At 49.0% G+C, this 15,827-nt stretch carries 10 protein-coding genes; 6 read left to right on the top strand and 4 right to left on the bottom strand.

Annotated elements, in window-relative coordinates; all coding sequences use genetic code 11:
• Positions 1 to 8 precede the first annotated feature (8 nt).
• The 3 genes from FS373_RS01415 to FS373_RS01425 form a co-directional block, all read right to left on the bottom strand.
• Positions 9 to 1,616 (bottom strand): carboxyl transferase domain-containing protein, encoded by a 1,608-nt coding sequence (locus FS373_RS01415; protein ID WP_144047434.1) that lies wholly within the window; start codon positions 1,614 to 1,616, stop codon positions 9 to 11.
• Between the two features lie 80 nt (positions 1,617 to 1,696).
• Complete coding sequence (locus FS373_RS01420) at positions 1,697 to 2,866, bottom strand: isovaleryl-CoA dehydrogenase (RefSeq protein ID WP_144047433.1); 1,170 nt, start codon at positions 2,864 to 2,866, stop codon at positions 1,697 to 1,699.
• A 121-nt stretch (positions 2,867 to 2,987) separates the two neighbouring features.
• Positions 2,988 to 3,386, bottom strand: a complete 399-nt coding sequence (locus FS373_RS01425) for a MerR family transcriptional regulator (RefSeq protein WP_144047432.1) — start codon at positions 3,384 to 3,386, stop codon at positions 2,988 to 2,990.
• 424 nt (positions 3,387 to 3,810) lie between these two features.
• Between FS373_RS01425 and FS373_RS01430 the strand changes: the two genes are divergently transcribed.
• Together FS373_RS01430 and gndA are read left to right on the top strand one after the other, a co-directional pair.
• Complete coding sequence (locus tag FS373_RS01430) at positions 3,811 to 5,748, top strand: propionyl-CoA synthetase (protein ID WP_152829090.1); 1,938 nt, start codon at positions 3,811 to 3,813, stop codon at positions 5,746 to 5,748.
• A gap of 298 nt (positions 5,749 to 6,046) precedes the next feature.
• Positions 6,047 to 7,600: an NADP-dependent phosphogluconate dehydrogenase gene (gene gndA, locus FS373_RS01435; protein ID WP_144047431.1), complete on the top strand. Its 1,554-nt coding sequence runs from the start codon at positions 6,047 to 6,049 to the stop codon at positions 7,598 to 7,600.
• 91 nt (positions 7,601 to 7,691) lie between these two features.
• On the opposite strand, the gene FS373_RS01440 is transcribed toward gndA, so the two are convergent.
• Positions 7,692 to 9,371 (bottom strand): RluA family pseudouridine synthase, encoded by a 1,680-nt coding sequence (locus FS373_RS01440; protein WP_144047430.1) that lies wholly within the window; start codon positions 9,369 to 9,371, stop codon positions 7,692 to 7,694.
• 468 nt (positions 9,372 to 9,839) lie between these two features.
• Between FS373_RS01440 and FS373_RS01445 the strand changes: the two genes are divergently transcribed.
• The 4 genes from FS373_RS01445 (at position 9,840) to FS373_RS01460 (ending at position 15,825) form a co-directional block, all read left to right on the top strand.
• Positions 9,840 to 10,358, top strand: coding sequence for an Hcp family type VI secretion system effector (locus tag FS373_RS01445; protein WP_144047429.1), 519 nt, complete (start codon positions 9,840 to 9,842; stop codon positions 10,356 to 10,358).
• A gap of 210 nt (positions 10,359 to 10,568) precedes the next feature.
• A complete protein-coding gene (locus FS373_RS01450; protein WP_152828892.1) occupies positions 10,569 to 12,656 on the top strand; it encodes a type VI secretion system Vgr family protein in 2,088 nt (695 codons plus the stop codon).
• Positions 12,635 to 13,261, top strand: a complete 627-nt coding sequence (locus FS373_RS01455; protein ID WP_152828893.1) for a DUF4123 domain-containing protein — start codon at positions 12,635 to 12,637, stop codon at positions 13,259 to 13,261. The genes FS373_RS01450 and FS373_RS01455 overlap by 22 nt, the downstream gene beginning before the upstream one ends.
• A gap of 14 nt (positions 13,262 to 13,275) precedes the next feature.
• The gene (locus tag FS373_RS01460) at positions 13,276 to 15,825 is read left to right on the top strand and encodes a LysM peptidoglycan-binding domain-containing protein (protein WP_152828894.1); all 2,550 of its coding nucleotides are present in this window, start codon (positions 13,276 to 13,278) and stop codon (positions 15,823 to 15,825) included.
• Positions 15,826 to 15,827: the final 2 nt, after the last annotated feature.

A 15,827-nucleotide genomic window follows, 5' to 3' on the forward strand; every position in this document is an offset into this window, starting at 1 on the left:
CAAGGCCATTACATACGGAACACACCAAATTTAGTCTCTTCTATCGGCGCATTGAGCGCAGCAGATAAAGCTAAACCCACCACATCCCGGGTTTGTGCCGGATCGATAATGCCGTCATCCCACAAGCGGGCACTGGCATGGTAGGGGTGACCCTCTTTGTCGTATTGCTCGACGATAGGCGCACGGAACTTTTGCTCTTCATCATCTGACCATTCGACACCCTTACGGGCTAAACCATCACGTTTCACCGTGGCTAACACGCCGGCAGCCTGCTCGCCGCCCATCACAGAAATGCGTGCATTGGGCCACATCCACATCATGGTAGGTTCAAATGCGCGGCCACACATGCCATAGTTACCCGCGCCATAACTGCCACCTATGATGACGGTAAATTTAGGCACATTGGCACAAGACACTGCGGTGACCATCTTGGCACCATGCTTAGCTATGCCTTCATGCTCGTATTTTTTACCCACCATGAAGCCGGTAATATTTTGCAGGAACAAGAGAGGGATCTTGCGCTGACAACAGAGCTCGATAAAGTGGGCGCCTTTCTGGGCCGACTCAGAGAAAAGTATGCCGTTGTTGGCAACGATACCTATGGGATAGCCGTGAATACGGGCGAAACCACAGACTAAGGTGTTGCCGTAGTTGGCCTTAAATTCATCAAAATCTGAGTCATCGACCACACGGGCAATCACTTCCCTGACATCATATGGCTTCTTAAGATCTGTGCCGACTATGCCGTAGAGCTCATTGATATCGAACTTAGGCGGTTTTACCGGACTGAGCTGGGCTGCAATTGTCTTTTGATGATTTAAACGAGTCACAGCTTTACGTGCCAGCTCTAATGCATGGTCATCGTTTTGCGCCAAATGATCGGCAACCCCAGAGATCTTAGTGTGCACCTCGGCGCCGCCGAGTTCTTCAGCCGTGACCTCTTCACCGGTTGCCGCCTTTACCAGAGGTGGTCCAGCGAGGAAGATGGTGCCTTGCTCTTTGACGATAATGGACTCATCCGCCATGGCAGGCACATAGGCGCCACCTGCGGTACATAGGCCCATGACCACGGCAATTTGAGGAATGCCTTTGGCTGACATCTGTGCTTGATTGTAGAAGATGCGGCCGAAATGGTCTCTGTCGGGGAAGACCTCATCTTGGCGGGGCAGGTAGGCTCCGCCTGAATCGACCAGATAGATACAAGGCAGATGACAGCGACTGGCAATTTCCTGCGCTCGTAAGTGTTTCTTAACAGTGACAGGATAGTAAGTGCCGCCCTTAACCGTGGCATCGTTGGCGATGATCATACATTCGACACCGCTAACACGACCTATTCCGGCAATAACGCCGGCAGCTGGGATGACATCTTCATATAACTCATAGGCAGCGAACTGAGAGAGCTCAAGAAACGGCGAGCCGGGATCGAGTAGCTTCTCGACCCTTTGTCTGGGTAACATCTTACCGCGGGATAGATGGCGCTGACGAGCAACCTCGCCGCCGCCCTGTTCAATCTGTTGCAGCTTGAGTTTAAGATCTTCAACAAGGGCAGCCATGTCTTCATGTTTTGCCTTGAATTCATCGCTGCGGGAATTTATACGACTGCTAAGTTGCGTCACGGTTTCAATCCTTTTGAGCAAAACTGAGGTCAAATGACGATGCCAAATGAACATTGGCATCGTCTCTGTGTGTGGCGGAGCTACTTAGATTCGTTGAACAGCTCTCGGCCGATTAACATACGGCGGATCTCCGAGGTACCGGCGCCAATTTCATAGAGCTTGGCATCACGCAGGAGTCGGCCCGTAGCATATTCGTTGACGTAACCGTTACCGCCCAGTAACTGAATCGCATCCAGTGCCATCTTAGTGGCGAGCTCGGCGGAGTAGAGAATGGCACCGGCGGCATCTTTACGTGTGGTTTCGCCTCGGTCACAAGACTTGGCCACATTGTAGACATAAGACTTAGCTGCGTTCATGCCGGTATACATGTCGGCAAGCTTGCCCTGTACCAACTGGAATTGTCCGATGGACTTACCAAATTGCTCACGCTCATGAATGTAAGGAATGACGATATCCATACAGGCGTTCATAATTCCCAGGGGGCCACCGGATAGCACCACACGTTCGTAATCCAGGCCGCTCATCAATACTTTAATGCCGTTGTTCAGGCCACCGAGTATATTTTCTGCCGGCACTTCGCAATCTTGGAAAACCAGTTCACAGGTGTTAGAGCCACGCATGCCTAGTTTGTCGAGTTTCTGCGCCGTGCTAAAACCCTTAGAGTCGCGATCGACGATAAATGCCGTGATGCCATGGGCACCCTTGTCCAGATCTGTCTTAGCATAGATGACATAGGTTTGAGCGTCGGGACCGTTGGTGATCCACATCTTGTTGCCGTTTAAGATGTATCTGTCGCCCTCTTTGCGAGCGTGCAGCTTCATGGATACTACATCTGAGCCTGCATTAGGCTCACTCATGGCGAGGGCACCTATGTGCTCACCTGTGACTAATTTAGGCAGATACTTGGCTTTTTGCTCGGCATTACCGTTGCGGTTAATTTGGTTAACGCACAAGTTAGAGTGGGCGCCGTAGCTCAGACCAATCGAGGCAGATGCGCGGGAAATTTCTTCCATGGCAACCACGTGGGCCAGATAGCCCATTTCGGCGCCGCCATATTCTTCAGATACAGTCACACCCAGCAGACCCATATCACCCAGCACTGGCCAGAGATCATTAGGAAATGCGTTGTCTGCATCTGTCTTTGCTGCGATGGGGGCAATTTCATTGGCGGCAAAGTTCTGTACTGCATCACGCAGCATGTCGACATCTTCGCCTAGGCCGAAATTAAGAGATGAGTAGAGTTGAGTCATTGCTTGTGTCCTGTCAATTTCTTAAATCTTTAATGAGTAGATTTTTATTATTGTTTGTATTCTGCTTAGTAACTTTAGTTGGTCACTAATCTTTATAACTTGGGTTTGTCATTGCTGGTGTTTATTTTTCTTGGAGTGCCAGTGCCGTCCTACATTGCTGCTCGGCAGAATTTAGCTCCATCAAGACGACCTTGATGTCATCCATCTGCTGCTGTAGAGACGATTTCTTGTCTTCGACGAGATCTAACATGGTTTGAAGTTGTGAGCTGCTGTTCTTATCGGCATCGTAGAGTTCGAATAGACGGCGAGTCTCAGCGAGTGAAAAGCCCAGACGTTTTCCTCTGAGGATCAGTTTAAGACGCACCCTATCTTTTAGCCCATAGATGCGAGTTTGCCCACGACGCTTAGGCTTAAGTAAGCCCTGATCTTCATAGAAACGGATACTACGCGTCGTAATATCAAACTCTTTCGAAAGATCACTAATAGAGTAAGTTGTCTGGGGGCTCTGATTTTCACTCATAAAAAACACCATAATATTTAACTTTTCCAGAACGATATATGAAGTTTACGTAAAGGTAAAGGTAATGGCCATTTTGAACATTGAATTTTTAATCTCAATTGCGCGGGTGAGCGTCAAGCAAATGTGCCACTTAACTAGAGAGGCTAGGCTTGAGGTGCGAGTCCCTAAGCGCATGGAGTCTACATCTAAGACTAGGTACTCGTTGATTTACAGCTTAAAGCTTATCCCAAAGTCTAATGGGAATCGGTGCAGCTGCCAGCATAATGGAATTTGGTTTGGCTGTTTTATATACAGAGTATCGGTAAGAGATGTGTATAGAAATCGGCTAAGGATTCAAGGTAAGAATATTAATATATCAGCGATTCATACCGATCAGTATTAGGGGAGAGCAATGGAGATGTCGGAACGTACGTCAGGTAGCGAAATGTTACCTAAAGAAGCAGTAGAGTCGCAAGCTAATCAAGACCTTCATCGAGCCTTACATGCCAGATCTCTCGCTGAGCCAGAGTCTTTCTGGGGCGATGCGGCAAAGGCTGTCCATTGGGATAAGCCTTGGGATAAGGTGCTCGATGAGAGCCATGCGCCGCTTTACTCTTGGTTTTCTGGAGCCCAGTGCAATACCTGTTACAACGCTGTCGACCGTCATGTGGAGCAAGGCCGGGGCATGCAGGTCGCTATTCAGTATGTCAGCCCTGTGACGGATACAGAGTATGGCATTACTTATGATGAGTTGTTGGCTCAAGTGAGTCGTCTTGCTGGCTATATGCATGCAAATGGTGTTAAAAAGGGCGATAGGGTGATCATCTATATGCCCATGATCCCGGAGACGGCTTATGCCATGTTGGCCTGTGCTCGTTTAGGCGCTATCCACTCTGTGGTCTTCGGTGGATTTGCGGCCAGTGAGTTGGCTGCTCGTATCGATGATGCTAAACCTAAGCTCATTTTATCCGCATCATGTGGCGTCGAGCCATCCGGCGTGGTGCCCTATAAGCCTTTGCTCGATACCGCTATTGCTCAGTCTCAGCATAAGGTCGAGCAATGTATCATTTTAAATCGCAGCCAATATAGCGCCGAGCTCGTTGAGGGACGGGATAGCGATTGGCAGACTGCGGTAGCTTCTGCTGACGCCATAGCTTGTCAGACTGTCGCCGCTACCGATCCTCTCTATGTGCTCTATACGTCGGGAACCACGGGTCAGCCTAAAGGCGTGGTGCGTGATAACGGCGGTCATAGCGTCGCACTCATGTGGTCGATGCAACATATCTATGATATTGCTCCCGGCGATACCTTCTGGGCCGCATCGGATGTCGGTTGGGTCGTGGGGCACTCCTACATTGTCTATGGTCCCTTGCTGATGGGCGCCACCACACTCCTGTTCGAAGGCAAACCTATTGGTACGCCGGATCCCGGCATATTTTGGCGCACAATTGAAAAGTACAAGGTGAAAAGTTTCTTTACCGCTCCGACCGCCATACGCGCCATAAAACGTGACGATCCAGATGGTGACTTCTTAAGGGACGTCGACCTGTCTTGCTTAAAAACCCTGTTTCTGGCGGGAGAGCGCTGCGATCCCGATACCTTACACTGGGCCGAAGCGCGGCTGAAAAAACCAGTGATCGATCACTGGTGGCAGACTGAAACCGGCTGGCCCGTAGCGGCTAACTTGATGGGGACTGCGCCGGTTCAAGTAAAACCTGGCTCACCGGCACTGGCTGTGCCAGGCTTTAGGGTCGAAGTGCTCGATGAGCAGGGGGAAATAGTGCCTGCAGGCCAATCGGGAAATGTGGTGATCAAGTTACCTCTGCCACCCGGGGCTCTTACCACGCTTTGGCACAATGAAGCCCGATATCTCGACAGCTATTTATCCATGTATCCTGGCTACTACCTTACCGGAGATGCAGGCTATATGGATGAAGACGCTTATCTCTATATCATGAGTCGCATCGATGACATCATCAATGTCGCCGGTCATAGACTCTCTACCGGGCGTTTCGAAGAGGTCTTGTGTCAACATGAGGCGGTTGCCGAAGTTGCCGTCATCGGCGTCGAGGATAAATTAAAGGGCCAGTTGCCTCTGGGTTTAGTGGTATTAAAGAAGGGCGTAAACTTAAGTGATGAGGACTTGCATCGAGAGTTAATAGCCTTGGTGAGAGCGCAGATCGGTCCGGTGGCTTCTTTTCGTCTGGTCAGTGTCATTCAAAAACTGCCTAAGACGCGCTCGGGCAAAGTACTGCGAGGGACCATGAGGAAAATAGCCGATAACCAGAGTTATAAGATGCCGGCGACTATCGAAGATCCCCACACTTTAGACCTGGTTCGCAATACGCTTACACGCATGGGCTATGCGGACTCCCTAGTGTGATCTGCTTAAGCGTGAGCCTGCTAATCTGAGGGGAAATCCTACAATGCTAACGTGTTTAGCATTGTAGGTTTTTTTGATAAACATGAAACTAATTCGCCATTCAAGCGTAAAGCCTAGTAATTAACTTACCAAAGTCTGTATAATCTCCGCCAAAATATAACCTATCGTCTATGCTCCTTAGATGAGCAGCCTCTTATAAAAGAGGGGCTAATATTCTTGCCTTTCCTCTGGACTGGAATGAGTTTTAGTCAATAACAAGATAGGGTAAATTATCTCTGTGACCTGCGGAATATAATCAATGCAAAACCACACCAAATTACATGATATCGGCGTTATTGGACTGGGTGTTATGGGCAAGAATCTTGCACTTAATATTGCCGATAACCAATACAGCGTCGCTGCGTTTGACCTAGATTCAGACAAGGTGCAAGGTGTTGTGCAACAAGAGAAATCTGAGCACGCCGCCAGCAAGCAAGCCCAAGTACCTTTGCGTATCAATGGCTGTAATAATCTTTCTGAAATGTTATCTAGCCTCGAAAAACCGCGTATCTTGGTGCTTTCAGTGCCAGCGGGGGCCCCTGTAGATGGTGTGTGTAATGCACTCATCGACGCGGGTATCGAGTCTGATGATATCGTTATCGATACGGGTAATAGCTTGTGGACCGACACTGTCGAGCGCGAAGCGCGTTACTCGAAGAAATTTGTCTTCTTCAGCTGCGCCGTATCCGGCGGTGAGATGGGCGCGCGTTTCGGCCCATCATTGATGCCAAGCGGTGACATCAAGGCCTGGGATAGAATTAAACCTATCTGGGAAGCGATTGCGGCTAAAGTGGATGCCGAAACCGGCTTGCCCATAGAGCGTCAGGAGCCGGGAAACCCGGTCACTGAAGGCGAGCCATGTACCACCTATATTGGCCCGGCAGGTTCTGGTCATTATGTGAAGATGGTTCATAACGGCATCGAATATGCTGACATGCAGCTTATCTGTGAAGCCTATCAGTTACTCAGTGATGGCTTTGCCATGACGACGACTGAGATTGCGGATCTGTTTGATAAATGGAACCAAGGCAGCCTGAATAGCTACTTGATGGAGATCAGCGCGGAAGTCTTGAGACAGGCCGATCCTATTACTGGTAAGCCTCTGGTTTCGATGATCCTCGATAAGGCAGGGCAGAAGGGCACAGGACTCTGGACTGCGGTTAGCAGCTTGCAGATAGGTTGCCCCGCCCCAACGATTGCCGAAGCCGTCTATGCCCGCGCCGTCAGTACCCAAAAAGAGCAGAGACAGACATTGAGTCATCTGCTAAAAGGTCCAGCGGCTGAAAAGCCAACCGCTGATGAGCGTGATGCTTTTATTGACCAGCTTGAAAATGCCCTCTATTGCGCCAAGATTGCCTGTTATGCACAAGGCTTCCAGCTGATGGCCATGGCGGCGAAAGACAGAGGTTGGACGTTAAATTTCGCCGAAATTGCTAAAATCTGGCGTGCTGGCTGTATTATCAGAGCCAGGTTCCTGCAATCTATCACTCAAGCCTATCAAGCTGCAGCGAATGATGGCATTGAGTTGGACAACTTGTTGATGGCCGATGATTTCAGCATTGCCCTGTCTGAGAAACAACTGGATTGGCGTAAGGCTGTATCGGCGGCGGTACTAAAAGGTATTCCTGTGCCTTGTATCAGTTCGGCTCTGGCCTATTACGACAGTTATCGCTGTGAAACCTTGCCAGCTAGCCTGTTACAGGGACAGAGAGACTTCTTCGGTGCCCACACGTTTGAGCGCACCGATAAGCCTGCGGGTGAGAAGTATCACCTCAACTGGAGCCATGCTGCCAGAGACTTGATTAAGGTCTGACTCTTGGTATCTCCTTGCTAATTATTGCAAAGCGTAAAAAAGGCTTCCATGGGAAGCCTTTTTTGTGCGTGTTAGCTCATAGCAATGACGATTAAAAATCTGCCTCCACGCTAAAACTCATAGCTTCACGTGTTGTAGGATGATTGAGTTCCAATAACTCGGCATGGAGATGTAATCGCTGGCTCTTCTTGCCATACAGATCGTCACCGACGATTGGCATGTTAAGGCCTTGGGGGTGAGCGCTATGAACCCTAAGTTGATGGGTGCGCCCCGTTTTGGGATATAGGTGCACTTTAGTGCGTCCATCGCGCCGAGAAATGACCTGCCATTTGGTTTCTGCTGGCTTACCATGTTCGAAGCATACCAGTTGCCTGGGTCTATCATCGAAATCGCCGCGAAGCGGTAAACTGATGATACCATCATCTTGGGTTAATTCACCGGTTAGCAGGGCGACATAACGCTTCTTAACGGTGCGAGTGATAAATTGCTTCTGCAAGCTCTTATTGGCCGCCTTGTTGAGGGCTATTACCATCAAGCCTGAGGTGGACATGTCGAGTCTGTGGACGATAAGTGGGCCCGTAGCCTCAGGATAAAGCAGTTTAATTCGTGAATATACAGAATCATCTATGTTTCGACCCGGAACAGACAAGAATTCTGCGGGCTTGTTGACCACTAACATGTCTCTATCTTGATAGATAATTTCGAGCTGTTTACCCTCGGCAGGATTGGTCAGTAGCGGGTTTTCATCGGTAGCTAGACCCTCAAGCATATGCCCCAAGATTGGCTGACATTTTCCCTGACAAGCCCCATAGTAGTTCTTATGTTGTCTTATTTCCGATTTTGGGGCGACTCCCCACCAAAACTCGGCCATGGCGAGTGGGGTCATTCCATGTTTAAAGGCGTAATGTAACAGTTTAGGCGCGGCGCACTCGCCTGAGCCTGCTGGTGGGACCTTATGTATGGTGCCTTTAAAGATATCACCTAAGCTTCTCTGCTTACCCTCTATGTTTAAAAATCCATACTCATCAAACAGACGTTGTTGCAGGGCGGCGGACATGGTTTTACGTTGAAGCTTTAAGGCCGACAGGCGTTTATTCACTTGGCCATGGGCTAGCTTAGCGGCAGCCAGTCGTTCATCCCAATAGACGTTTAGCTCCTTTAAGCGGTTCTTATCTTGCACGCTCTCTCTACTCATCTGAATACCGAGTAGTTTGAGGGCGTCTTCATCGAGGGATTCACCCGCCAAACGCTGCGCCTTTCTCTGTTTACGATTCTCAATCATAGATGCACGATGGGTGGCTATCTGCGTTTCAGCGAGTTGAGTTTCATCGGCTAACATAGATTGCAAATGCGCCAGTTCTGGATCGCGTTTACGTTCTGTGATCTCAGCGTTTATCAGGTTTATCTTGTCTTGCTCGGGAATAAAGAAGCCGTCTTTAGCCAACATATCAAATACTGGAGGGACGAAGTGTGGCAGCAGGTTTTGATCCGCTACCTTGCCGGAAAAAGCCGACAGGTAACCTAGCTCACCTTGCTGATTTTTCACCAACAGCACACCGAACATCTTGCCTAAGCTATCAGTATTGTCGCTTTCCAGACCAAAGTTATGTTGCCAATCAGTCTGGTTTTCTAGGTGTTGCTGCAACTCGCTTGCGGCCAACAGACACAGAGGATGAGGCTCATAATAAAACGGAAAGGTAAAACGCTGCGGAAGAGTAAATTCTGAGATTGACGCTTTAAATGAGGTAAAACAATGTTCTGGGGAATGCATTTGCTTGTCTATTGTCATGAAGGTTTAGCCGTGAAGCGCAAACTTGCTTCATCATATCTGGTGAGGAAGTCAGTGCGATAAAGCGGACGATCAATAAGGGTGAAAAATACGGAGGGATTTTAACCTTAAGATGACCAGAGGTCATTAAAGAAAAGCAGATTATTCTATTTAGTTGCATTCGGAAGTGGAAAGCTGAGGGAGTTCAATCAGCAGTTAAAGATTTTATATATTCGTAATCATCATACTTTTAAATCCCTTACTTCATATTCCCACCAGAAAACCTGGGCCATTTATTGCCCGCAGGGCAAGATCTTGCTCAAGTCTGGGCCATATCTTGCCCAACTCAACATCCCCCATTTTTCTGAGTTCTGTAAATTCATCGGGTTATGCAATTGGCATGGTGTTTGCTTTATTAGCGGGTGGCCACCACACGCTCTCGTTAATTTATTGTTAATAAAGGAATAACCAATGCCAACTCCATGTTATATCTCCATCAAAGGACAGACCCAGGGACACATTACAGCAGGTGCTTTCACTGCCGATTCCGTCGGTGACATTTTTGTCGAAGGTCATGAAGATGAGATGCTGGTTCAGCAATTTGACCATGTTGTCACTGTGCCTACAGACCCACAATCAGGACAGCCTTCTGGTCAGCGTATCCACAAGCCCTTTAAGTTCACTGTGGCACTCAATAAAGCCGTTCCTTTGATGTACAACTCGCTGGCGTCAGGTGAGAAAATCTCAGAAGTGGAGCTCAAGTGGTACCGCACCTCAGTTGAGGGTAAGCAGGAACATTTCTTCAGCACCAAGCTTGAAGGCGCCACCATTATCGACATTCAATGTCATATGCCTCATTGCCAGGACAGCAGTAAAGCAGATTTTACCCAGCTACTCACAGTGTCTATGGCTTATCGCAAGATTGATTGGGATCACGTCACTGCCGGTACCTCTGGTGCTGATGACTGGCGTAAGCCAATTGAAGCATAAGATTTAACTTCAACCCAGATTTGCCCTCAGGGTCGGTACCCTGAGCCTGAGGGCTGATATGTTCAGCGTTGTTTTTGACTCCTTTCAAATGGCGCTGAACACCCCGTCGAGTTGCGCTCTCTGCATTATAGTTTGCTGCTCGACACGCTCCCCTTCTTTTGTTGGTCCTTTGGAAGGGGATCACCCCTTAAATTGCATTAGGATGTTGCGATGATTGCTGTTGGAAATGGATTGCGTTACCACTTTAGCGCCGAAGGCGTGAGTGATGACAGCTTTGAGGTGTTAGCGTTTGATTTTAAAGAGGGGTTATCCTCACCCTTTGAGGTCAAGCTCACCTTGCTGAGCCGACTGGATGATTTGACGCCTGAGTCGATTGTCGACCAGACGGGGTTGCTTACTTGGTATCAAAGCGGTGAGCTGCAACGTCAGGTGCACGGCATTGTCAGTCAGTTCAGTAAAGCTGACACGGGAAATCATCATACCCAATACCACATCACCTTAGTGCCTGCACTATCAAGATTAAAGCTCAGGCAAAATAGTCGCATATTCCAGCAAAAAAGCGTGCTCAGTATCATAGCCACGCTCCTCACCGAAATGGGGATTAAGGATTATGCGTTCAGTTGTGATGCCAGATTAGAGTCGCAGGTGCGTGAGTATTGTGTCCAGTATCGGGAAACTGATTTCGACTTTATCTCCCGCTTAGCAGCAGAAGTGGGCTTGTTTTATTATTTTCAGCACAGTGAGAAGAGTCATACCTTGGTGTTCAGTGACAGCACCACTAAGCAGCCTCATGTAGACGCGCCATTCCCCTATAACGCGGTCAATGGCGGCGCTGCAGAAGTGCCATTCATTAGCTCATTTAGCTACCAGCACCAAATAAAGCCTGCCAGCGTCACGCTCAAAGATAACAGCTTCAAGAAGCCCCAATACAGCTTCCTGCAAACCAGTACGGGAAAACCGCTGGATTTTCAACGTCTCGATTACGAACACTTCGATTATCCCGGGCGTTATAAAGACGATGAGAGTGGTATCCCCTTCACGCAAGTTCGTCAGGAATTCCTGCGCCGAGATGCACAAGTGGCCTCGGGCAAAAGCAACCTCATGCAGGCCGTCAGCGGCAGCAAGTTTGATCTGATGGAGCATGGTGATGTGGCGCTGAATCGTGACTGGCTCATGGTGACCGTGACGCACAAAGGTGAGCAAGGCGCTGCGGCGGAAGAAGCCAATACTCAAGCCGTCACCACCTATAGCAACACATTCACCGCCATTCCAGGTAATGCGCCCTGGCAAGCAGAGCCTAATGCAAAACCTTTGGTCACAGGTCCCCAGAGTGCGACAGTGGTCGGTCCTAAGGATGAAGAGATTTTCTGTGATGAGTTTGGCCGAGTAAAAGTACAATTTCCCTGGGACCGCTATGGTTATAGCGATGATAATTCCAGCTGTTGGGTGCGAGTCAGCCAGGGCTGGGCCGGTGGCCAATATGGCATGATGGCCATTCCCAGAATTGGTCATGAAGTGATTGTCAGTTTCTTAGAGGGTGACCCCGACCAACCCATTATTACAGGGCGTACTTTTCACAGTGCCAATCAAGTGCCTTACCCGCTGCCTGCTAATAAGACCCGTACCGTACTGAAGACTCAAACCCATAAGGGCGAGGGCAGTAACGAACTGCGCTTCGAAGATGAGGCTGGCCAGGAAGAAATATATATCCATGCCCAGAAGGACATTAATACCTTAGTTGAACATGACCAGAGCATACACATCAAACACGATGCCCATCTGGACATTGAAAATGAGCGCTTTACCCGCATTAAAACCAATGACCATCTCACCGTTGAAGGAGATAGTCGGTCTCTTGTGAAGCAAGATGTCAGCATCAATATCGACGGTAGCCAACAACAGAAAGTAGGCAAAAAATCTATATTGGAAGCCGGCACTGAAGTGCATCTTAAGGCGGGCACTAAAATTGTCATCGAGGCTGGTGCAGAGTTGACGCTAAAAGTAGGTGGCAGCTTCCTTAAGGTAGATCCTGCTGGTGTGCACTTGGTGGGGCCTGCCGTCAATCTAAACTCTGGCGGTAGTGCAGGCTCTGGCAGTGGTTATGCGGGGCAATTAGCTGCACTGCCGGGGTATGTTGATGCTGTAATATTACCAGAGAGTGATGAGTTGACGCTGGCTGCTGCCAGCATGGAAAGCGTCACGGTACTGGATTACCCGGCGATATTGCAAAAGGGGGCGTTAGTCACCGAGCTTTGCCACTGCAATGGAGAGCAAACATGCAGCATACACTCGACTTAGTTCAGGCTGACATCACGCAGAGCGCGGCCCGTATCGACAGTGCACAATACGCCATTATAGAGCCACTATTGTGTCCGGATATTACCCAATGGTTGTATGAGGAGGGCACTTCAGCAAGGTCTATTCCCCTGTTTTCTGATACGCCTTACCAATCACTGGCCGAAGAAGGGCCGCTATTGATTGAGCTTGCTGAGCGGACGCAGCTCATAAGCCGGATTAAATCCGCTAGCCAGCGGTTCTCTATTGGCTGTTTTATTCAATCAGGCCTGAGTTTTGAAGCGCTAGCTGACTTGCTGGCTGAATGCCTGACCATTAATAGCGGCCAAAACCTTGCCCTGTTCAGATTTTATGAACCCAGAATGCTGCTGCCTTTGATGATGGTGATGAGCACGACAGATAAACAACATTTTTTCCAAGGTATCACCTCATTCATCTGGTTTGACAAGCAATGGTTATCCGCTTCTGTGGCCAATGCCTCCTCACCCTCTCAACACTCAGATGTTATCCGCTGGACAATGACTGCCCAACAGGGTGAGGCAATGCAGCAAGTGTTAACCCAGTGGCAGCAAAGTACTGCCCATTCACCTTCTGTACATTCAGGATAACGGAACCACTCATTATGACTACCACCTATACCGTTAAACAGGGCGATACCCTATTAGGCATCGCCATTGAGCAAAATATTGCCTTTCCTGAGCTGTTAGCGTTAAACCCGCAATATCAATTAAACCCAGACGTCATTTATCCTGGCGAGCTCGTAACACTGCCGAGCACCTTTGAGCCGGCGGAGCCTGAGCTGACCATTGAACCGGTTGAGCCAGTGCGTCCTGTAGAGCCTGGTTGTGTAATGGGCAAACCTGCTTGTAAGGGGATGGATGCCTGCGATGTATTATTTCTAACCGGTGGTGAGCCTGATGGTTATTACGTCCTTGATGAGCATGCCCAGACCTTGCTCAAGCAAGAAATTTCCACTATGGACAAGCTCATTGAAGATTACCGAGCAGTATTAGATAAAGCGCCCGATAACAAAGAAGCCAGCGAAGCCGATGTTGAACAACATCTGAGCCGAAAACAGGCTTGGGTCGCTAAAGCGGTGCACGCCGGGGCCATTGGTGTTGAGTCAAGTAAGGGGGCAACCCAGTCTTCAGCTATTCAGCCACAAAATAAACAGTACCTGGTGGCAAAAATTACCGAGTTACGTCGTACGCGTCAGTTGCTTGCTGATTATGTGCCCTTTTTCTCAGAGTCATCGATGGCAACGCTGCGGAGCCGGCGACTCAAGAGTATCGATACAGAGATAGAAAAACTCATCGCGCAAGTGCCCAGTAAACCTTCACCTGAAAGCTCAGCTAAGCAAGGCGTTAACTTCGATAACCTCGGTAACGTGAGTGGACAGCTCAGTTCCCGCCCTAGCCAGAGAGGCATCATCGAAATCATGTTGGTGAGTGAAAATCGATTGGTGTATATCCGCGCGGAGTTTCTTGAGCGTGAAAGACGATTTTGGCGAACAAATCCGACTCAGACCCGATTACGTCAGTTGATAGCTAATCGTGATGTAGCTGGCATACAGCAGGCGATGTTTGAGGATATACGTGAGGGCCTGGTCAAAGATAAAAGCAATGGCATGTTGGGTAAGTTAGAAGGCAATATCAAGAAGTGGGCACACCCTGGCTGGAAATGGAAGGAGTGGAAAGGTACTAAAAAGTTGTGGGTAAATGAGGATGGGGATACCCGCTTTGCAGTTAGCGCAGAAGCGCAGTTGCTGCGATTTTCGGCTCAAGCCAGCGTTAAGACCAGTTTTGAACCCAGTGAAGGAAAAGTGGATATTGGTATCGGCGGTGATGCCACTTTCTCTTTGGCCGAAGGCAAGGTGGAAGGCAAGTATTTTATGCCCTATGAGAAAGGCTATGCCTTAACCTTGGCTTATCTCGACAGTAACAAACAAACCGCACTCTATTCCTTTGGTTGCTTTCGCGCCTCTGTCGGCGTGACCTTGAGCTGTTTTGCGGGAGTGATTGTCAATGGTGAGGCAAAACTCAGTAATCAAGAGCAGGCATCGGGGGCTGGGATTTTATTATCAGCCAATACTCAGCTTGCCCCCACCAATGCGACAGGTGGCCTCGGGGTAAAAGCGGAAGGTTTTGCTGGAGTACAAGCGGGCGGCCAGGTTGCAGGTGCACTCGAATGGCAATCACCCGATGATATTGCTACCACCAATTTCAGTGCCCTGGCTGAAATTAAGGCCGAGGGTAACATTTCCTTTGGTGCTGGGATTGGCGGCGAGTTTCAATTGGCTCTGGAATCTGGGCAGTTTTACTTCTATTGCTCGGGCCGTCTAGTCTGGGGCCCTGGTGGCAGTGGCGGATTTGGTACTACCGTGGATTTTGAAAAACTCTGGGAACTCGTCAAGGTGATATGGGGCGCACTCGAGGTGGTGGATTATCACGTGCTCGATAATATTGACCCTCTGGCATATGAATATTTGCAACGTGCCAGTTACTATGCGTTCGCTGTGCCGCAAAAGCTACTGGATGAAACAAACGCACTGGTCAAAAATCCCAAGTTCTATTTGCAACAAGCGGTGATGTCAGGAGCGACTGCTATTGATGGTTGGTGGCGTGAGAGAGTTCGCTATTGGGAATCGCAACAGTATCAGGAAGCCGAGGCTTTGCGGGTTGCCGAGCGGATAATTAATCAGGAACATTACGCCGGCATACCTCCACGTTTGTTACCACCGGAAACTATCGGCATGCTACTCAACACCCTAGTGACAACCTTCTGGTTTAACTGGGAGCAGCAACAGGAAATGGCCATCTATCTCTTGCTGAGCACTAGCATCAAGAGTTGGCGTAAGTTCGAAGAAAGCTTAGCCTGCATGAATGTCAGAGGCACTAAGGTATCGGGAGATAAAGCCTTATTTGCGAACTTAAACCGCATCAATGCCATCTTAGATAGACACCAACAGCATGACTTTAATGTCTGGCTCGATGCCTTAGCTGCGCTAAGATGCGCCAATGTTCAAGCCAGCAGCGCACCTCAATTACCTAAAGTGTACCAAGTGCGCAGCCGAAGTGAGATGCGTGATAGAAATAGTCCTAACAAAAAACAAATCGGCCAGCAAATAGCCCGGCTACACGGATATCAGCCGGGAGATACATATTATGTGTAAAG

It is taken from the genome of Shewanella sp. YLB-07, from assembly GCF_009377275.1.